Source organism: Pseudomonas sp. IzPS59 (assembly GCF_014863505.1).
GTDB lineage: Bacteria > Pseudomonadota > Gammaproteobacteria > Pseudomonadales > Pseudomonadaceae > Aquipseudomonas > Aquipseudomonas kribbensis.
Genome location: NZ_CP062251.1, coordinates 3,543,925 through 3,565,729, shown reverse-complemented (window position 1 = coordinate 3,565,729; position 21,805 = coordinate 3,543,925). Strand labels below are relative to the sequence as shown.

The following is a 21,805-nucleotide window of genomic DNA, read 5'->3' as shown; positions in this document are numbered from 1 at the left end:
CGGTCATGAACAGCCAATCGAACCAGCAGGGGATGGCGATCATCAGTGCGCTGCTGATTGCGGCGGTGGTCGCGGTGATCGCCGCCGGTATGCTGACCCGCCAGAGCGTTTCGACCCGGGCGCTGGAAGCCGAACAACTGCGCGTGCAAGGCCGTTGGCTGTTGCATGGCGGGTTGGAGATCAGCCGGCAATTGTTGTGGGATGCGCGGCAGCGCGATCCGCTGACCCGACTCGATCAACCGTGGGCGCAGGTGTTGAACACCCAGGGTTTCGAGGGGCGGCTGGAGGACGAGCAGGGCAAGTTCAACCTGCGCAATCTGGTGGCCAACGAGCGGATCGATGACGCGCAGGTGCAGGCGTTCGAGCGCTTGTGCGAGTTGATTGGTGTCAGCAGCGGCTTGAGCCGGCGCATCAGTCAGCGGGCGATCGGCTCTTATCCGCACCTGTTGAATGCCCAAGTGGTGGACAAGCCTGTGGCGAAAAACACCTTCGACAGCGGGCGCGCCACGTCGCCGTCCGCGTCGCGCAAACCGCAATCGCCGACCTTGCCGATGCTGCGTACGCTTGATGATTTGCGCAGTGTCGACGGGGTCAACGATGCGGTTTTGGCGAAACTGGCGCCGTACCTGACGGTGATTCCGGCGACCACCTGGCTCAACGGCAATACGGCCACCGCGCCGGTGCTGGCGGCGTATGTGCCGGGGCTGTCGCTGGAGCGGGCGCAGGCGTTGATCAATGAACGTGATGCCGGGCGCTGGTTCATCAATCGCGGGGATTTCGTCAATCGCCTGCGACTGCCGCAACTCGAGATCACCAGCGTCAAGGTCGGCATCACCAGCGACTGGTTCCGGCTGCGCGGGCAGGCGCGGCGGGATCAGCGGCGGGTGAGCCTCGATGCGTTGCTGCATCGCAGCCAGGATCGTTTGCCGCAAGTGATCTGGTCGCGGGTGGGCGTATGAGCCAGTTGCGCGTGAATTTGCCGCCGCTGGCGGAGCTGAGTCTCGACAGTGAAGTGGAGGGCGCGTGGCTGGATCGTCAGGGGCAGGTCACGCGGCAGGAGCGTGTGCGGCTTGGCGCGCTGCCGAAGCAACCGCTGGTGTGCTTTCTGCACCCGTCGGACAGCCTGCTGGCGAGCATCGATCTGCCGCCGCTGCCCGCGAATAAAACCGCTGCGGCGGTGCAATGTGCGGCGCAGGCCTTGATGCTCGGCGACAGCGCCGAGATGCACATCGCCCACAGTGCTCGCAATGAAAGCGGCCAGGTGCAGATCGCCTGGGTAGCACGCAAGGAGTTGCAGCACCTCGTGCAATTCGGTTTGAACCTCAAAGGCCTGTACCCGGCGGCCTACAGTTTGCCGGTGATGGCGGGCGGCGTCGGCTGCCTGCACGACAATCACCTGTTGCTGCGCCACGGCCCGAATGCGGCGCAGGTGCAGCCGATGATCGACGAAGCGTGGCTACTGGAAACCGGTCTGCCGGCGCACTGGATCGGTGACGGCGCGCCGGAAGCAGTGCAATCAACATTGCCCGACACACAGCGAAACGCCGGCCCATTGCCGAATTGGGGTCTGCACGGCGGCCTTCAGCAACCGGGCACCGAACATCGTGGTTGGGGCAGGGCGCTCGGTTGCTGCGCGCTGGCACTAGCGGTGTGGGTGATCGGTTTGAACCTGTACGCCGCCCGCGAGGCCGGGCAGGGCCAGCAGCTCAAGGCGCAGATGGCGCAGCGGGTGAAACAGGCGTTTCCCGAGTTGCCGGTGATCCTCAATCCGCTGCAACAGGCCCGTCAGCAAATCGCGGCGCGCCAACAGGGCGCGACGGATGCGCCCGGCCAGGACTTCACGCGGCTGGTGTTGCAGGCCGGCAGTGGCATGCCGTCCATGGCCGGCACGGTGCAGCGGCTGGAATTTGTCGACGGCGCGCTGCAATTGAGCCTGCTGCCCGAGGCCCGGCGTTCGGGCAATGACAAGGATTGGCAAGGCACGCTGGCCCAGGCCGGCATCAGTATCAGCCCGAATGATGACGGCTGGGTCCTGCGCCCGGCCGGCGAGGCGACCGCCGCCACCGACAACGACGACAGCAGCGGAGCCGAAGATGAATAGCCCATCGTTTGCGAAATACCGCGCCGGTTGGCAGCGCTTCAATGCTCAGTTGCAGGCCCGTTGGCAGCCGTTGGCGCTGCGGGAAAAACGCATGGTCGCTGGCATGGCAGCGCTGTTAGTTGGACTGTTTGTGTGGGTGGCGTTGGTTCAGCCGCCGCTGAAGAAGATCGCCGCCTCGCAAGTCGAAACCCCGAAATTGCGCGCCCAGGCCGAAGCGCTGGAAGTGCTGTTGCGCGACGTCAGCGTGCGCCCAGACGGGAAGAATCTGGAGCAGTCGATGCAGCAGACCTTGCAGGCCAGCGGACTGGGCGGCCATTACCAATTGGCGGCCGCGTCCGCCGGCTGGCAGTTGACCTTCGAAGCCGCACCCGCCGACGCCGTGCTCGACTGGCTGCTGAGCCAACCCCGGAATTTTTCACTGCAAGTGGTCGAGGCCCGTCTGCAACGCGCAGACGACGCCGCGACCGATGACACGGCCGGCACTCTGTCGGGCACCGTACGCATGGATCAGGCGCTGGGCGCTAAGGAAGCTTCATGAAGGGGTCAGGGTCCAAACGCATGGCGTTGCCGATGCTGTTGATGGCATTGAGCGCGTGCAGCAACACCACACCACCGAATCAACCGCCGCTGCTGGTGGACAGCGAACTCGGCCGGCCGCTGGCCAACACCCAGCGCAGTGGCGACGCGGTGCTCGACCGCGAGCGTGCGCAGGCCCAGGCAAGACCTGCGCCGAAGCAATTGCACAACATCACCGAACGCGCTCGCAGCGGCGGTTCGACCCGGGGCACGACGTTGCCGGCCAATCCGTTAGGCGATCAACCGGTGACGCTGAATTTCGTCGACGCCGATATTCAAGCGGTGGTGCGGGCGTTGTCGCGCTCCACCGGCCAGCAGTTTCTGGTGGATCCTCGGGTCAAGGGCAACCTGACGCTGGTCTCCGAAGGCCAGGTGCCGGCGCATCAGGCCTACGACATGTTGCTGGCGGCGTTGCGCATGCAGGGTTTCAGCGTGGTGGATGTCGGCGGCGTGGCACAGGTGGTGCCGGAGGCCGACGCCAAGTTGCTCGGCGGGCCGATCTACAGCGCCGACAAACCGGCTGGCAACGGCATGCTCACCCGCACGTTCCGCCTGCAATACGAGAACGCGGTCAACCTGATCCCGGTGCTGCGCCCGATCGTCTCGCCGAACAACCCGATCAACGCCTACCCGGGCAACAACACCATCGTCGTCACCGACTACGCCGAGAACCTCACGCGGGTTGCGCAGTTGATTCAGGGCATCGACACCCCGAGCGCCATCGACACCGACGTGGTGCAGATCCAGAACGGTATCGCCGCCGACATCGCGCCGATGGTCGCCGACCTGCTCGACGCGCCGGGCAATGATCCGACGCAGAAAATCGCGGTGATCGGTGACCCGCGCTCCAACACCATCATCATCCGCGCCGGCAGCCCCGAGCGCACGGAGCTGGCGCGCAACCTGATCTACAAACTCGACAACGCCCAGAGCAATCCGAGCAATCTGCATGTGGTTTATCTGCGTAACGCCCAGGCCGGCAAACTGGCCCAAGCGCTGCGCGGATTGTTGACCGGCGAAAGCGACAGCGGCACCAGCGACAGTGCGCGCTCGGTGCTCAGCGCCATGGGCAGTTCCACTAATTCGAACGGTGGGCAGAACGGCCAGAGCGGCACGCAAACCAATGGCAGCACTTCGACCACCAACAACGGCAGCACTGGCGGCAGCTACGCCCAAGGCAGCAGCACTGGCAGTGGCAGCAGCAACGCGCAAAGCAGCGAGCAGAACGTGGCCTTCAGCGCTGGCGGCGTTACCATTCAGGCGGACGCGACCACCAACACCTTGCTGATTTCCGCGCCGGAACCGCTGTACCGCAACCTGCGCGAAGTCATCGACCTGCTCGACCAGCGCCGCGCACAAGTGGTGATCGAAAGCCTGATCGTCGAAGTCGGCGAGGACGACGCCAGCGAATTCGGCGTGCAATGGCAGACCGGTAATCTGGCCGGTAATGGCGTGATCGGCGGCGCCAACCTTGGCGGCTCGGGGATCAACGTCAACGGCAAGACCAGTGTCGACGTGTTGCCCAAAGGTTTGAACCTCGGCTACGTCAACGGCACCGTCGACATCCCCGGCATCGGCAAGATCCTCGACCTGAAAGTGCTGGCCCGGGCCCTGAAGAGCAAGGGCGGTACCAACGTGCTGTCGACGCCGAACCTGCTGACCCTGGACAACGAAGCGGCGAGCATTTTCGTCGGCCAGACCATTCCGTTTGTCAGCGGCAGCTACGTCACCGGCGGCGGGGGCACCAGCAACAACCCGTTCCAGACCGTGACCCGCGAAGAGGTCGGTTTGAAGCTCAACGTGCGGCCGCAGATTTCCGAGGGCGGCACGGTGAAGCTCGACATCTATCAGGAAGTCAGCAGCATCGACGAGCGCGCCTCGGCTGCCTCCACCTCGGCGGGGATCGTCACCAGCAAACGTGCCATCGACACCAGCATCCTGCTCGATGACGGGCAGATCATGGTGCTCGGCGGTCTGCTGCAGGACGGCTACAGCCAGAGCAACGACGCGGTGCCGTGGCTCTCGAACATTCCGGGGCTGGGCGCGCTGTTTCGCAACGAGCGCCGCTCGATCACCAAGACCAACCTGATGGTGTTCCTGCGCCCGTACATCATTCGCGACAGCGCGGCGGGGCGCAGCATCACGCTTAACCGTTACGACTTCATGCGCCGTGCTCAGGGCGGTCTGCAACCGGAACGCAGCTGGGCGATGCCGGACATGCAGGCGCCGCAATTGCCGACCGCTGCGCAGGGTGTGCCCGCAGCCGTTCCGACTTCCGGCCCTCGCGCGGTCATCAAGGCTGTGCCGATTGAAGCAGGCCCGCGGTTATGAGCAACTTGCCGTACGCCTGGGCCAAGGCGCAGCGGATTCTGCTGCGCGACGGCGTGCTGACGGTGTGCCCGTCGACGCCGGGCTGGTCGATCAGCGAAGTACGGCGGCAGTTCGGCGCGGCGAAGCTTGAGCGGGTGCGCGACGACGAACTCGACGGCCTGCTCGCCACGGCTTATGCCGACACCGGCAGCGCGGCGGCGGTGGTCGGTGCGGCGGAAAACGAAGTCGACCTCGACCGCCTGATGCAGGACATGCCGGAAATCACCGACCTGCTCGACACCCAGGACGGCGCGCCGGTGATCCGCATGATCAACGCCTTGCTCACGCAAGCGGCGCGGGACGAGGCCAGCGACATTCACATCGAACCGTTCGAAACCCATTCGGTGGTGCGCTACCGGGTCGACGGCACCCTGCGCGACGTGGTCTCGCCGCGCAAGGCGTTGCACGGCGCGCTGGTGTCGCGGATCAAGATCATGGCCCAGCTCGATATCGCCGAAAAACGCCTGCCGCAGGACGGCCGCATTGCGTTGCGCGTAGCGGGGCGGCCCATCGATATTCGTGTTTCCACCGTGCCCACCGGCCATGGCGAGCGGGTGGTGATGCGTTTGCTCGACAAGCAGGCCGGACGTCTGCATCTGGAAACCCTGGGCATGGACGCGCAAGTGCTGGCCAAACTCGATCACCTGATCCGCCAGCCCCACGGCATCGTGCTGGTCACCGGCCCCACCGGTAGCGGCAAGACCACCAGCCTTTACGCGGCGCTGGCTCGGCTCGATGCAAGCACGAGCAATATCCTCACCGTGGAAGACCCGGTGGAATACGACTTGCCGGGCATCAGCCAGATTCAGGTCAACGCCAAGATCGACATGACGTTTGCCCTGGCCTTGCGTGCGATTCTGCGGCAAGACCCGGACATCATCATGATCGGCGAGATCCGCGACCTCGAAACCGCACAGATCGCGGTGCAGGCTTCGCTGACCGGTCACTTGGTGCTCGCGACCCTGCATACCAACGACGCGGTGTCGGCGGTCAACCGACTGATTGACATGGGCGTCGAGCCGTTTCTGCTGGCTTCGTCGATGCTCGGGGTTTTGGCCCAGCGCTTGGTGCGACGGTTGTGCAATCAGTGCAAACAGGAAGACCCGGCGACGCCCGGCACCTGGCGCCCGGTGGGTTGTGCGGCGTGCAATCACACCGGTTACAGCGGCCGTACCGGCATTCATGAATTGTTCTGCATCGACGACGACATCCGCACCCTGATTCACCAAGGGGCAGGGGAGCAGGCCTTGCGTGCGGCGGCGAGCAAGGCCGGGATGTTCAGCCTGCGCGAGGACGGCGAGCGCTGGATTCGCAGCGGTGCCACGGCGCCGGAAGAAATCCTTCGTGTGACACGGGACGCCTGATGAATCGCTATCGTTTTGAAGCCGCCGATGCCAGCGGCAAGATCGAATCCGGGCATCTGGAGGCGGAGAGTCAGGGTGCCGCTTTTGGCGCGCTGCGCGGTCGTGGTTTGACGGCGTTGTCGGTGGAGAAGGAGAGCAACGTCTCCCAGCATGGCGGCGGTGGTTTGTTCAGCGCCAAGCTGTCGGACAACGATCTGGCCTGGGCCACACGGCAGCTGTCGAGCCTGCTCGGCGCCAGTCTGCCGCTGGAGGCTGCACTGAGCGCCACGGTCGAACAGGCCGAAAAAAAGCACATCGCCCATACCCTCAGCGCCGTTCGCGCCGACGTGCGCAGCGGCATGCGCCTGGCGGAAGCGCTGGCAGCGCGGCCACGGGATTTTCCGGAGATTTACCGGGCGCTGATTGCGGCGGGCGAGGAGTCCGGGGACCTGGCCCAGGTGATGGAGCGGCTGGCGGATTACATCGAGGAACGCAACAACCTGCGCGGCAAGATCCTCACCGCGTTCATCTATCCGGGCGTGGTCGGGCTGGTGTCGATCGGCATCGTGATTTTCCTGCTCAGCTACGTGGTGCCGCAGGTGGTCAGCGCGTTTTCCCAGGCGCGGCAGGATCTGCCGGGGCTGACGCTGGCGATGCTCAATGCCAGTGATTTCATCCGCGCGTGGGGCTGGTTGTGCGCGGGCGTCATGGCCGGTGCGTTCTGGAGTTGGCGCCTGTATCTGCGCAATCCGGCGGCGCGCTTGAGTTGGCATCATCGGGTGCTGAAGTTGCCGCTGATCGGGCGGTTTGTGCTGGGCCTGAACACGGCGCGGTTTGCCTCGACGCTGGCGATTCTCGGCGGCGCCGGGGTGCCGTTGTTGCGGGCACTGGAGGCGGCGCGGCAGACCTTGTCCAATGATCGCTTGAGCCTGAGCGTCAATGAGGCCACCGCCAAGGTGCGCGAGGGCGTCAACCTGGCGGCGGCGCTGAAAGTGGAGAACGTGTTCCCGCCGGTGCTGATTCACCTGATCGCCAGCGGCGAGAAAACCGGTGCGCTGCCGCCGATGCTCGAACGCGCTGCGCAAACCTTGTCCCGCGATATCGAGCGCCGGGCGATGGGTATGACCGCGTTGCTGGAGCCGCTGATGATTGTGGTGATGGGCGGGGTGGTGTTGGTGATCGTCATGGCGGTGCTGCTGCCGATCATCGAGATCAATCAGCTGGTGCAGTAAACTTTTCCAATCTTTTTTCCTCTCGTCCAACTATCACCCGAGCGCGGAAACAACCGTCCTCGGGTTCTCCTTTCTGTCATCTGCAATGGCCCTTCAAGGGCTGTGGCCGATTCCCTCGAAAAGCTTGCCGTAGACACTCCGCACAACCGCGAGAACACCCGAGAAAATCCCTCGAAAATCACCTCGCACCTCCCGAGGTTTTTTCCTTTATCTGTCACCGGAAACTGCGAATTTCTCAGTGCGACTTAACCACGGACCCCGCTTGCGAAGGTCAGCGGTGAGTCCTCCCAGTGTCATGCAAGCCATCCGAAAACCTGTGTTCCCAACCTAGTTGAAAAGGAGATTCTTCATGTTCAAGCGCACTCTGATCGCAGCTTCCCTGACCGTCGCTGCCCTGGCTTCCGCCCAGGCCATGGCCGCCAACGTTACCGGTGGTGGCGCGACTCTGCCTGCCGCTCTGTACAAAGGCTCTAGCAACAGCATCCTGCCAGCCAACTTCACCTACGCCGGCACCGGTAGCGGCACTGGCAAGACCGCTTTCCTGACCAACAACTCGGCTCTGTTCAGCGCCACCGGTTCGGTACACTTCGCCGGTAGCGACTCGATCCTCAGCGCCTCGGAAATCAGCACCTACAACACCAACTTCGGTGCTTCGTACGGCCCGCTGATCCAACTGCCATCGGTCGCCACTTCGGTCGCCATCCCTTACAAAAAATCCGGCCAGACTGCTCTGAACCTGACCAGCCAGCAGCTGTGCGACGTGTTCTCGGGTACTGCAACCACTTGGGGTCAACTGCTGGGCAACTCCGATGCCACCCCGGTTCGTGTGGTTTACCGCACCACTTCCAGCGGCACTTCGGAAATCCTCACCCGTCACCTGAACAACGTCTGCAAGACCAAGTTCTCGGTCAACTCGACCTTCGCCAACTCGCTGCTGCCAGCCGGCACCGCGTTGCCATCGAGCTTCGTCGGCGTTGCCAACACTGCTGACGTCGCTGTTGCGGTGAACGCGGTTGACGGTTCCATCGGTTACGTCGGTCCGGACGGCGTGAACGCCAGCAGCAACGCCGTGGTATCGCGCGTCAACGGCGTGCAGCCGACTCCGGGCAACGTGACCACCGCGCTGTCTTCGGTTGCATTGCCAACCACACCGTCGAACCCAGCTGAGTGGGCACCAGTTGTCGCCAACCCATCCAGCGGTTACCCGATCGCTGCCTACACCAACCTGATCTTCGGCCAGTGCTACAAGGATGCAACCGTGGCTGCTGACATCAAATCCTTCCTGACCACTCACTACAGCGTGCCGGGCAACGCTGCAGCGACCATCAGCCACGGCTTCAGCGTTGTTCCGACCAACTGGAAAAACGCCGTCACTGCCAACTTCATCACCAACACCAGCGGCAACAACCTGGACATCAACAACGCCAGCGTGTGCAACGCTATCGGTCGTCCTTTGTAAGCTTCGCGTTAACCCGCAACACGAATGGCAGCCCTTCGGGGCTGCCATTTTTTTTGCTCGTCACGGATGGCCGGGGCGGGCAATTACACCTCAATCATGAAGTTTGTGTGACATGGGTTCGGTCGCGTCCCTCGCCAACCGCCTATGTCGTAACAGCAGGTTGTCGCCGACCTGCGGCAATCAAAAGGACTCGTAGTGATGCTTGCTCGCCCATCCCGTCGCCGTACCCGTGTTCAGTCGTTAAAACGTGATGCCATAGACCCGGCGCTGTGGCTGCTCAAGCCATTGGCCCAGGCCGTGGCGTTGTGTCTGGTGGCGGGCGGTGCGCAGGCGCAGACGGCGTTCAGTTCAAACTGGTTCGCGGCCAAGGGCGCTGCACAGCAAGCGGCGGCAGCCCGCCCGAGCAGCGGCGGGCTGCCGGGCATGACCCCGCCGCTGGCGCAGCAACAGCGGGCCAACCAACAGTTGCAGCGTTCGATACAGACCTTGAACAACACGGTCGCGGCGATTGCCGCGCAACAAGCCGCGCAGGCGGCCGGTCGCGCAGCAGCGCTGGGTTCGGTGCAGGTGGTACCGGACGGTCTGGGCGCCGGCGGTCTGCAAGTCGATAACAGCCTCACGCAAGGCTGGCAGAACGCCAAAGGCCCGCAGCAGACCCAGGCCGACGGCAAGACCAACGTGCGCATCGAGCAGACCGCCGACAAGGCGATTCTCAACTGGGAAACCTTCAACGTCGGGCGCAACACCACTGTGGAATTCGCCCAGCAGGCCAATTGGGCAGTGCTCAACCGGGTCAACGATCCGGCCGCGCGCCCGAGCCAGATCCAGGGCCAGATCAAGGGCGCCGGCACGGTGATGCTGATCAACCGCAACGGCATCGTGTTCAGCGGCAGCAGCCAGGTCAACGTGCGCAACCTGGTGGCCGCCGCGGCGAACATCACCGACATTCAGTTCCGTGACCGGGGCCTGTATTTCGACAGCAGCGGCAGCCAGCCGACCTTCACCGATGCTGCCGGCAAGGTGCTGGTCGAGCGCGGCGCATCGATCCAGACTGCCGGCCCCGCGACGTCCACCGATGCCGGCGGCTACGCACTGTTGCTCGGCAGCGAAGTGCAGAACGACGGCAGCATCAGCACCGCCAAGGGCCAGACCGTGCTCGGTGCCGGTGACCGCTTCTACATCCGCAAAGGCTCGGGCACCGAGGGCAACGGCTTCTCCACGACCTTCGGCAGCGAAGTGGTTCCCGGCTTCAACAGTGGCAGCAGTGCCGGCAAGGTCAGCAACAACGGCTTGATCCAGGCCGCCACCGGCGACATCACTCTGACCGGCCACGAAGTCGTGCAGAACGGTGTGCTGCTGGCCAGTACTTCGGTGGCCACGCGCGGCACCATTCACCTGCTCAACCCGGCGACCGATACCAGCGGCAGTGTCACGCTGGAGCAGGGCAGTGCCACGGCGATCATGCTCGACAGCAGTGATCTGACCGCGCTCGACAGCCAACAAAAAGCCGCGCTGACCGGCGTCGGCCCCAACAACAAGGTGCGCAGCGATCAGTCGCGCATCGAGATTCAGAGCGGCGGCAGTGTCGAGTTCCAGAACGGCTCGATCACCCTCGCGACCGGCGGCCAGGTGGCCGTGGCGGCAGGGCGACGCAGTCTGGTGCGCGACGGGGCGCTGATCGATGTGTCCGGGGCCATCGGCGTGAAAGTCGCGATGGAATCCAACAACATCAAAATCAACGTCCAGGGCAATGAGCAGCGCGACGCGTCGGTCAACCGCGAAAAAGGCGCGCTCAACAGCAATGACGTGTGGGTCGATGTGCGTGAGCTGGTGTATGTACCGGCGGGCACCAACGGCTATGCGACGGATCGCTGGTACACCGCCGGTGGCTTGCTTGAGGTCGGTGGTTATCTTGGCACTCAGGGCCACAGTATCGGCGAGTGGATGGCCCAGGGGGGCGCGGTGAGTTTTGCCGGCAACGATGTGGTCACCGAGAAGGGCTCGTTGATCAATCTGTCTGGCGGCACGCTCGATGTGCAGAGCGGCGAGATCCGCCAGAGCTGGTTGCGTGGCGCCGACGGGCGCTTGTACGAAGTCTCGCGGGCACCGGGGGACATGCTCTACACCGGTCTGTACAAAGGCTATGAAGACAACAGCGAACGCTGGGGGCAGACCAGTTATTACTACAGCCCGTTGATTGCCCCGCGATCGCGCCGTGAGTCCGGCTATACCGTGGGTCGCGATGCCGGGCAACTGGTGATCGGCACGACCAATGCGGTGCTCGACGGGCAGTTGCTCGGCGAGGTGTATCAGGGCGAGCGCCAGACCCAGGCGCCGCGCGCGCCTCTGGACGGTTATGCACAGAGCCAGACCGCGCTGGCGCGTCGCGCACAGCTGATCGTCGGCAGCTATGACCCGGCGTATGTGGCGGCGGCCGGCGGCCTGTTGTACGGGCTGAACCCGCTGCTCGATCAGGTGCAGATCGGTGGCGAACCGATGCTCGCCGGCGTTGACCGGGATCTGCTGACAGCGGTCTCCGACGCACGCAAGGGCAAGCTGTTCCTCGACGCCGGGCAACTCAACGGCTTCAGGCTCGGGACCTTGAAGGTCGCGGCCAAGGATCGCATTACCCTGGACGCCGCGTTGCAGGTCGATGCCGGTGGCGAGATCACCCTGTACGGGCCGGATGTCCAGGTCAATGCCGACCTGAGTGCCCGTGGCGGCAGTATCCGCCTGGGCAACGTGCTCAATCAGTTGCAGACCAGCAGCGTTACCGACACCCGAATCACCCCGACCGCTGGCCATCCGGAACGGGTCACCGTGGCCCGTGGCGTGCAACTCGATACCCGCGGGCTGTGGAGCAATCAACGCACCAACCCCGACGACGCGGCCAGTCTGGCCTGGCTGGATGGTGGGTTGATTTCGATCCGCAGCAGCGGCGACATCGATATCCAGAGCGGCAGCCTGCTCGATGTGTCGTCCGGCGGGGCGATCCTGGCCAACGGCAAGACCCGTGGCGCCAAGGGCGGCAGTGTCACGCTGGAGTCGGCAGCCAACAGTGCCGCCGGCACTTCGCAACTCAATCTTGATGGCGAGTTGCGCGGCTACGGCGTGACGGGTGGCGGTACGTTGTTGGTGCAGGCCAGCAAAGTGATGATCGGTGCGGCTGACGAAGCGCCGGCGAAGTCGACGCTGCAATTGGCGCCGAGCCTGTTCAACAAAGGCTTTTCGGCCTACAGCGTGATTGGCCTGAACGGCCTCGAAGTGGCCCGCGACACGCAGATCGATGTGACCACACCGGTCTATCGTTTTACTGACGATGCTGCGAACCGGGTCAGTGGCGGTGATCCGCGCACGGCGCTGGAACTATGGACACCGACGCTGTACCAGGAGAACCCGACCAAAGCGCTGTTGACCCAACGTGCCGGCGCCAGCCTGTCGCTGCAGGCCGGTCCCACCCTCGTGGGGCTGATCGATCCGGGCAATGCCACACTGACCCTCGGCACGGGTTCACGCCTGAGCGTCGATCCGGGGCAGCGCATCAATTTGCGCGGGGCGGGGCAGATCACCGTTGACGGTACGCTGCAGGCCTGGGGCGGCACGATCGATATTCGCCAGCAGCAGTTCGGCAACATTGACCCGGCCCAGAGCCAGCAGGAAGCGCCGATACAGGCGCACAACCGCTCAATCTGGATCGGTGAGCACGCGGTGCTCGATGTAGCGGCGCGCGCCGCCACGGCTGTCGATGCCTTGGGAAGGGTGTACGGCCAGGTCGGCAAGGGCGGCAGCATCATCATTGGCGGTGAAATCGATTCGAAGAAGGCCACCGCGACATCGGCCGACGCGTATGTGATCGTGCGCCAGGGCGCGCGTCTTGATGCCTCGGGCACCCAGGCGATGCTGGACATTGCCGGGCAGGGGCCGACCACGGTTGCCACCGACGGCGGGCGGATTTCCCTGAGTTCCTACAACGGCCTGTTCATCGATGGCGACCTGCGCGCCACAGCCGGTGGTGCCGGCGCCAGTGGCGGACGGCTGGACATCGCCCTGGAAACGCCGCTGTATCGTATCAATACCGCCAGCAACGAGGTCCGGCGGCCACGGGAAATCATCATCGGCCAGGGCGCCGGCAAGACCACCCTGTCGGCCGATCTTGCACCCGGGGAAGCCGCGCCCATGCTGACTTACGGCAGTGCCCGGCTGAGTGCCGATGCCTTGATGGCCGGCGGCTTCGATCATCTGGGCCTGCTGAGCAATGGCCTGATTTCGTTCGATGGCGACGTCAACCTGCATCTGAATCAGAGTTTGAGCCTGTACGCCGGCGCGATTTCCCTGGCCGAGGGTTCGAGCGGCAATGCGCGGATCAATCTGTCTGCACCTTACCTGCGGTTACTGGGGCCGGGCGCGTATTACGACTCCGTTGCCTTTATCCGCCCTCGGGTCATGCATGCGCCGACGCCCGACGTCTCGGCGGCGCAGTTCACCGCCAGCGCCGACCTGCTGGATATTGGTAACAGCCTGTCGTTCGGGACCAAGGGCAATATCCTGCAACTCGGTGCGCCGGCCCTTGAAGTCGGTCGCCGCAGCTTTGCCGACGTCACGCTGGCCAGTCAGGGCGACCTGCGGTTCATCGGCTCTTCCACGCAAACCTATGCCGACCTGTGGACGGCGGGTGACTTGAACCTCGGCGCCGCACAGATTTATCCGGTGAGCGGGATTCACGCCCGAGTACGCGCCGGCTTCCATCAGCAGACCGATCCGAGCGATGGCACCTTGCGCATTTTCGCTCAGGGTGGCGTCCCGGCTGCACTGCCTTACTCGGTATTCGGCGAGTTGATCCTCGCCGCCAGCCACATCGAACAAGGCGGGGTGGTGCGGGCACCGCTCGGCCTGATTACCCTGGGTGAAAGCAGCAAGTCGGTACAGACCCGTGAGGTTACGTTGTTGCCCGGCAGTCTCACGTCGGTCAGCGCCGCCGGACTGGTCATGCCTTACGGCGGCACGACCGACGGCATCGATTACCGCTATAACGGCAGCCCGGTGGTGTTGAAGGGCATCGTCGGCACCACGGCCGGGGTGACCGTGCAGTCGCAGTACCTGAATGTCGCGCAAGGCGCGGTGATTGACCTGTCGGGCGGTGGCGATCTGCGCGGCGCCGGTTTCGTTTCCGGGCGTGGCGGTTCCACCGATGCCCGCTACAACCCGCTGGTGCGCAACGCCGCTGACGGCACGTTCAGCCTGCCGGGCCTGGCGAGCAACCCGGTCTACGCAATCCTGCCGGGCAATCAGAGTGTCTATGCCCCGGTGGTCGCCGAGGCTGGCGCGGTCGATCCGCGCATCGGTCAACAGGTCACGATCGGTGCGGGCGTGCCGGGTTTGCCGGCCGGCACCTATACCTTGCTGCCTTCGACATTCGCCTTGTTGCCCGGGGCATTCCGGGTCGAGGTCAACGGCCAGGCGACGCCGGCGGCCACGGGTGGCGCGCTGCAAATGCGCAATGGTTCATGGACCAGCAGCGGCCGGATGTCGATTGCCAATACCGGCGTGCGTGACAGTCTGCCGAGCACGCTGACGCTGACGTCGGCCGATGTGCTGCGCCGCTACTCGCAATACAACGAAACCAGCTACAGCCAGTTCATCACCAGTGATGCGGCGCGGCGTGGAATACCACGGGCACTGGCACCGATGGATGGCAAAACCCTGAGTCTGAATCTGGAGCATGGTGAAAAGCCTGCCATTGCCCTGGATTTCAACGGCCAGGTGTTGTTTCAGCCCGCCGAGGGCGGGGTTACGGGCACGGCCGTGGTACGCGATCCGTCCCTCGGCGTTCTCGAAGTGCTGGGCGCAGGCCATGAGCCGACGCCGGGTTTTCAAGGTGCCTCGCTGTATGCCGACAGCCTCAACCGTCTGAATGCCGGACGTCTGGCCATCGGCTCGGCGCCGAGCGTGGACTACGGCGCTGGCGGCAATATCGTGACCTTCGTCAACGGCGGCTCAAGCACCGACATCTTCTTGCGTGAAGGCGCGATCCTCTCGGCGCCGGAAGTCATGTTGCGCACTCAGAACACCCGCGGCGGCATTACCGTCGAGGCCGGGGCGGGGATCAATACCCTGGGGCGCGGCGAGGTCTCGTTCGACTCCACCGACGGCTTTGTTTATCAGCCGGGGCAGGCCAGCCTGTTGCTGGTTTCCAATGGCTGGAACAGTGTGCTGGCGCCGGAGAAAGCCGTCGACTTGACCGGTGCCGGCAGTATCCATATCGGCACCTGCTCGCTGGCGCCGTGCAGTACCCCTGCGACCCTGTATTCCAACGGCAGTATCAGCGCCGCCACCGACAACCACTTCGAACTTGATGAGGCGGTGCGTTTCGGCACCCGCCACCTGACCCTGGCGGTCGGCGCGGTCAATATTGGCAATACACAGGCCCTGGTCGATGCGGCGGGACGCGTGCCGGTCGGTCTGACCCTCAGCCAGAACGTGCTCAACCGCTTGCTGCAGGGCGACACTCAGTTCGGGGCACCGGCCCTGGAGTCGCTGAACCTGACCGCCCGCGACTCGTTCAACTTCTTTGGCACCACCACGCTCGATACGCTGGACCCGCAAACCGGCCAGAGCAAACTGCAGAATCTGATCCTGACGACCCCGGCGATCTACGGCCAGGGCGGCAGCCAGGATGTAGCCACCTTGCGCACCGCCAATCTGACCTGGAACGGTGCCACTCAGGCGCCGGGAGCCGTGGTCAGCGGTGGCGCCGGCACCGGGCAGGGAACCCTGCAGGTTGAAGCGCAGCGCATCGAGCTCGGCTACGGGCCGAATCCGCAGCCCAGCGGCCTGGATCAGAACGACCGTCTGACGCTTGGCTTTGCCAACGTCAACCTCAGCGCCAGCGAGCGCATCACCGCCAATCACAAGGGCAGTCTTGCGGTGTATCAGGAGCAGGGCGCATACGACCCGGTCAAGGGCTACGCCTACAGCGGCGGCAACCTCACGTTGCGCACGCCGTTGCTGACCGGTGAAGCGGCTTCGATCAACGCGCTCAAGGCGGGCAATAACCTGACCCTGACCGGCAGCGCCACCGGCGCGGCAGCCGATGCGCTAGGCGCGGAGCTGACTCTGGATGCACGCAATGTTGTCCTCGACAGCCGGATTGCGCTGGCCAGCGGCAAACTGGTGGTCAAGGCCGAGAATGACCTGACCCTGTCCGGCAATGCACAACTGGATCTGGCCGGGCGCACCTTGCCGTTCAACGACGTCAACAAATACAGCTGGGGCGGCGACGTATCGCTCTTCAGCAACAGCGGCAATATCCGTCAGGCGGCCGGTTCGCGCATCGACCTGTCGGCGCAGAACAATCAGGCCGGCAATCTCAGCGCGGTGGCGCTGGGAGCGAGCGCCGGGGTGGTCGATCTGCAAGGCCAGATCCTCGGTGCCAGCAGCGGTCATTACGATGCCGGTGGCACCTGGGTGCCGTACAAGGCCGGGGGCGTGGAGATTCGTGCGCAGCAACTGGGCGGCGATCTGAATCAGCAATTTGCCGCGCTCAACCAGCGCTTGAACGACGGCCAGGTGTTCGGCAGCCGCAGCTTCCAGTTCAAACAGGGCGATCTGCTGATCGGCGATGGCCTTCGCGCCGGCGAGGTCAATGTCTCTCTGGACAATGGCCATCTGAGCGTGGCCGGTACTATCGATGCCAGTGGCGAGCGGGTCGGCAGCATCCGTCTGTCCGGCAAAAACGGTTTGACCCTGGGCGGCAGTTCGGTCCTCGACGCTCACGGTCGAGTGCTGCGGGTCGACAGCTACGGCAAGATCATCGATGCGCCGAACCGGGCGATGGTAGAGCTCGACTCCGGTGCCGGCGTGCTGACGCTGGCCTCCGGCGCGCGGATCGATTTGCGCCACGGCACCGATGCCGCGTTGGGCAATCTGCCCGGGCAAAACGATGGTCGTGCGCGGGGCACCCTGGAGCTGAACGCGCCGCGTCTGGGTGCCGGTGATATCGCGATTGATGCCAATGGCGCGCTGAGCATCCAAGGCGCTCGCTCCATCGGCCTCAACGCCGTGCGCCGCTACACGGATGCCCGCGACGGCGTTGATCCGGCAGCGAGCGGCCGCCCGTATCAGGTGATTGATCAGGCGTTGTTCGATCGGATTCATGGCGACAGCGACGCCTTCATCAACGCGGCACTGGGTAACAATGACCTGCTGCAACGCAAACTGGCAGGGTTGAACAACGCGACCTACCGCGATGCCTTCCATCTGCGCCCTGGCGTGGAAATCGTCAGCAAGACCGCCGACGGCGATCTGCTGGTCGAAGGCGATATCGACCTGTCGCGCTATCGCTACGCGAGCCTCAACCCGCACACGCAAAGAACTGCGCTGTATGGCTCCGGTGAGTCGGCAAGTCTGGTGATGCGGGCCGGTGGCAACCTCGATATCTACGGCAGTATCAACGACGGTTTCGCGCCGCCGCCGGAAACCGTGGATGACGCCGGCTGGAAACTGCTGCCGGGCGTGCAGCCGTTCGGCGGCGATCTGATCGTGCCGGGCAGCGGCGTGACGCTGGCCGAGGGCACGCTGTTCCCGAGCGGCACCACCTTGAACTACGACTTGCCGATTCAGGCGGCCACCTTCGCCAGCGGCACACTGTTGCCGACCCAGGCGGTTCTGGCCGGTGCGTACACCTTGAATGCCGGCAGCGTATTGTCCGCCGCCATCCACGACTCGGCGGGTAATTTGCTGTACGCGGCCGGCACTCTGCTCACACAGGACGTGACCTTGCCGATCGGCAGTCGCCTGGGCGCCGGCACCCGCTTGAACACGGCCACCGCACTGCAAGCCATGCGCTGGCCCAAAGGCGTGCCGCTGCCGGGAACGCTCGGTGCGGATAACGTACTTGCCGGGGTCAAATTGAGCGGTGCGCTGGCGCTGCTGCGTGGCTCGCTGATTCCGTCGATGACCGATGTGGTGCTGGCTGACGGTACGGCTTTCATTGAACTGCGCGGTTACACCAACACCACTCAGCAGGGTCGTAACTGGGCCGTGGCGAGCATGTTGCCGGCGGGCAGCACGTCGTGGTCGATGCGTCTGGTGGCCGGCTCCGACCTGGATGCCGCCGACAGCCGCGCACTGAAACCGCTGACCAGTGACGGCAACCTGCGCCTGGCCGATACCCACTACGGCTTGAAAGTGACCGAGAAAAAACTCGACACGACCTGGGTCGACGGCAACCCAATGGGTTATCCGGAAGGCACGGTGGTCAGCGATGATGAACTGTATTTGTGTGACGTGTTCCCCGGCGCCTGCCTGGTGCCGGCCAAATTTCTCTGGGTTGAGGGCAACATTGCGGGGATGCCGGCGGGCACCCCGGTGGCCGAAGCCGACCTGTGGTGGTGTGATGCGGATCCGTTTTCCTGTGCAGCGAACAAGGGCGGCATCAGCACCACGACTCACTCGCAGATGTTCAGCGTGTTGCGCACCGGCACCGGCGATCTCGACCTGTTGGCAGCCGGCAACCTGAGCATGGACTCGCCGTTCGGGGTTTACACCGCCGGCACTCAATCGAGCGACGTCGATCCGCGCTACAACTTGCGCCGTGGCACCTTGACCGACAACGGTTCGGTGCTGGGGAGCCAGGGCGCCGATTATGAAAAATGGGTCAACGGCGGTAGCGACAGCCTGTATCAGGCCTGGTATCCGCAGGGTGGCGGCAACCTGACGATCAATGCCGGCGGCTCGGTGTCCGGCGACGCCGTGGGCCGTCGCAGCCTCAACCCCCTGGCCAAGCTTCGCGAGCAGGTTGCCAGCGTCTCGGTGGGCAACTGGCTCTGGCGCCAGGGCACCGGCAACAGCGATGTGCCGACCGCCTGGTGGATCAACTTTGGCAGCTATGCGACCCAACCCCTACCGGATCAGGGTACCGATAGCGGCCCTTATCTGGTCGGCTTCACGGGTTTTGGTGCGCTGGGTGGCGGCAACGTCAGCCTGCGCGCCGGCGGCGACGGCGGCATGCTCCGGCCGTTGGGCGACACCGGGTTGAACCCGCGCAGCCAAGGCTTGATCGTTGCGGTCGGCAGCACCGGACGGGTCGACAGCGACGGCAGCCTGCAATTGACCGGTGGCGGCGACATGGATATCCGCATCGGCGGCACGCTCAACCCGTCACGGCAAGCAAGCACAGGGCAGAACGGCAATGGCTCACCGAACCATGATTTGCAGGGTGCCTTGATCAACCTGCGCGGCGCGGCGCAGTTGTCAGGCGGGGCACTCGGCGCGATCAACCTGCAATACGGTGCGGCACCGGCGTTGCAGGATGCGCGTGAAACCCGGGCCTTCGACCCGTTCACCTCGACCTTGGGCGTTGCTACCGGTGGTCTGGTATTGATCCCCGGTGACTCGGGCATGCGCCTGAGCACCCGTGGCGATCTGGTGCTCGGTGGCGCGGCGGACCCGGGGCGCGTGCGTCTGCAAAACAGCACGCCGTTCACCGATGCCGCCGGCGTCGTGCATGGCGGAGGCGGGCTGGCGGGCTTCTCGCTGTGGACCGATCACACCGCCATCGATCTGTTTTCAGTCGGGGGCAATCTGACTCCAAGCACCCAGTTGGCCGAGACCAGCACCCAGGGGCCGTTGACGAATCGCAACAGCTCGCCGAGCGATCTGCGCTTTGTCTACCCGTCGATCTTGCGCGCCGTGGCCGGTCAGGGGTCGATCTATGCCGGCACGTCTGCGGTGTCTGTCTCCAGCGCGTATCCAGCTGCATCGGCTTATTCGCTGGTACTGGCACCTTCAACCGCTGGCCAACTGGAGATGCTGGCCGGCGACTCGATCTACGCCGGCGGCTATGCCATCGATCAGTCCGGCGCCAGCCGGGCGGCCACCGCCACGCCGTTCGCGCCGGCGTTCAGCGGCTATGCGCAATACGGAAGCAGTAAGCCGCTCCTGAGCAATTACAGCGTTGATGGCGTGGCGCCGAGTCAGAACCTGAGTTATCCGTTGTTTGCATTTGGTGCCGACACGTATTCGGGCACCAGCGGTGTGCAGGCACCGGCACGTTTTTACGCATTGGCTGGTGATCTGGTCGGTGTGCGCAGCGGTGAAACCTTGCGCTTCAGCAATTCACTGCGCACCTGGTATGTCGCGGCTGCGCCCGTGTGGATGCTGGCCGGGCGCGATATCGTCGCGGCCGGCACCGACCTGGGCAAACCGACTGCTGCGCCGTCGGATCTGGGCTGGAACGGCGAAACCATTGCCTCTTCGGGCAACCTGTTCGTCCACAACGGTGCGCGTGATGTTTCGCGGGTCTCGGCGGGGCGCGACATTCTCTACAGCAGCTTCGACATCGCCGGCCCCGGCCTGCTCGACATCAATGCCGGGCGCAATATCCTCATGGAAGATCGCGCGAGCATCACCAGCCTCGGGCCGATAGTGCAGGGCGACAGTCGACCCGGCGCCAGCGTCGTGTTGCAGGCCGGCATCGGTGCACAAGGTGCGGATTACGGACGTTTCATCGCCCGTTACCTGAGCCGGGACAATCTCGCTGATGCGAACCTGTCCCTTGCCATGCAGCCGGGCAAAGTGGTCAAGACCTATCTGGACGAACTGCAGAGCTGGCTGACCCTCGGCTACGGCTTCAGCGGCAACGCAGAACAGGCGAAGGCCTTCTTCGCCGCGCTGCCAAGTGCCGAACAAGCGATCTTCGCCCGTCAGGTGTACTTCGCCGAACTGCGTGCAGGTGGCCTGGAGTACAACCAGGTTGGCGGCCCGCGCAAAGGCAGTTACCTGCGCGGTCGCAACGCCATCGCGGCGCTGTTCCCGACTACCGATGTGGCCGGCAATCCGGTCCGTTATGACGGCGATATCACGATGTACGGCGGAGCAGGGGTGAAAACCCTGTTCGGTGGCGACATCCAGATGCTCACGCCGGGCGGCGGTCAGGTGTTCGGCATCGAAGGCGCGGCGCCGCCGTCCACGGCGGGGATCATCACCCAGGGCTCGGGCAATATTCAGCTCTACTCCGAGGGCAGCATTCTGCTGGGGCAGAGCCGGATCATGACGACGTTTGGTGGCTCGATTCTCGGCTGGTCCGCCAAGGGCGATATCAACGCCGGTCGCGGTTCGAAAACCACCGTGGTCTACACCCCGCCGAAACGCGTGTACGACACCTGGGGCAACGTGACCCTGTCGCCATCGGTGCCTAGCACCGGCGCCGGTATCGCCACGCTTAACCCGATTGCCGAAGTGGCCCCGGGGGACATCGACCTGATCGCGCCGCTGGGCACCATCGATGCGGGCGAGGCGGGGATTCGCGTCTCGGGCAACGTCAACATCGCCGCGCTGACGGTGGTCAACGCCGCCAACATCTCGGTGCAGGGCAAGGCGACCGGTGTGCCGGTGGTTTCGGCGGTCAACACCGGGGCCATCACCTCGGCCAGCTCGGCTGCGTCGTCGGCGACTCAGGCGGCGGAAGACGTCGCCCGTCAGCAACAAGCCGCGTCGCGCCAGAACCAGGCCTCGGTGTTCACCGTGCAGGTGCTGAGCTTCGGCAACGAACAACTGGCCCCGACTCGCGACGGCGCCAGCCGTGCACCGACGCCGGGCTACAACCCCAACAGCCCGGTGCAGGTGCTGGGCGCCGGGGTGCTGGATGAACAGGCGAAACAGCAGCTGACCGAGGAGGAGCGGGGGCAGCTGACGTTGTAAAGGACTCTCGTGTAGTACGCTTCGG

8 protein-coding genes are annotated in these 21,805 nt (G+C 64.6%); all 8 read left to right on the top strand.

Annotated features, from left to right (window positions below; translation table 11 throughout):
- The first annotated feature begins 5 nt into the window (after positions 1-5).
- The 8 genes from gspK to IF189_RS15825 all read left to right on the top strand — a co-directional run bounded on the left by gspK (position 6) and on the right by IF189_RS15825 (position 21,780).
- The gene (gene gspK, locus IF189_RS15860; protein WP_192551869.1) at positions 6-959 is read left to right on the top strand and encodes a type II secretion system minor pseudopilin GspK; all 954 of its coding nucleotides are present in this window, start codon (positions 6-8) and stop codon (positions 957-959) included.
- The gene (gene gspL / locus IF189_RS15855; protein ID WP_192551868.1) at positions 956-2,101 is read left to right on the top strand and encodes a type II secretion system protein GspL; all 1,146 of its coding nucleotides are present in this window, start codon (positions 956-958) and stop codon (positions 2,099-2,101) included. Before gspK ends, gspL begins: the two co-directional genes overlap by 4 nt.
- Positions 2,094-2,639: a type II secretion system protein GspM gene (gene gspM, locus IF189_RS15850; RefSeq protein ID WP_192551867.1), complete on the top strand. Its 546-nt coding sequence runs from the start codon at positions 2,094-2,096 to the stop codon at positions 2,637-2,639. The genes gspL and gspM overlap by 8 nt, the downstream gene beginning before the upstream one ends.
- Positions 2,636-5,008: a type II secretion system secretin GspD gene (gene gspD / locus IF189_RS15845; protein ID WP_192551866.1), complete on the top strand. Its 2,373-nt coding sequence runs from the start codon at positions 2,636-2,638 to the stop codon at positions 5,006-5,008. Before gspM ends, gspD begins: the two co-directional genes overlap by 4 nt.
- Positions 5,005-6,411, top strand: a complete 1,407-nt coding sequence (gene gspE / locus IF189_RS15840; RefSeq protein ID WP_192551865.1) for a type II secretion system ATPase GspE — start codon at positions 5,005-5,007, stop codon at positions 6,409-6,411. The genes gspD and gspE overlap by 4 nt, the downstream gene beginning before the upstream one ends.
- A complete protein-coding gene (gspF, locus tag IF189_RS15835) occupies positions 6,411-7,622 on the top strand; it encodes a type II secretion system inner membrane protein GspF (protein ID WP_192551864.1) in 1,212 nt (403 codons plus the stop codon). Before gspE ends, gspF begins: the two co-directional genes overlap by 1 nt.
- A gap of 349 nt (positions 7,623-7,971) precedes the next feature.
- Positions 7,972-9,081 (top strand): substrate-binding domain-containing protein, encoded by a 1,110-nt coding sequence (locus tag IF189_RS15830; protein WP_134826481.1) that lies wholly within the window; start codon positions 7,972-7,974, stop codon positions 9,079-9,081.
- 198 nt (positions 9,082-9,279) lie between these two features.
- Positions 9,280-21,780, top strand: a complete 12,501-nt coding sequence (locus IF189_RS15825; protein WP_192551863.1) for a filamentous hemagglutinin family protein — start codon at positions 9,280-9,282, stop codon at positions 21,778-21,780.
- Positions 21,781-21,805 lie beyond the last annotated feature (25 nt).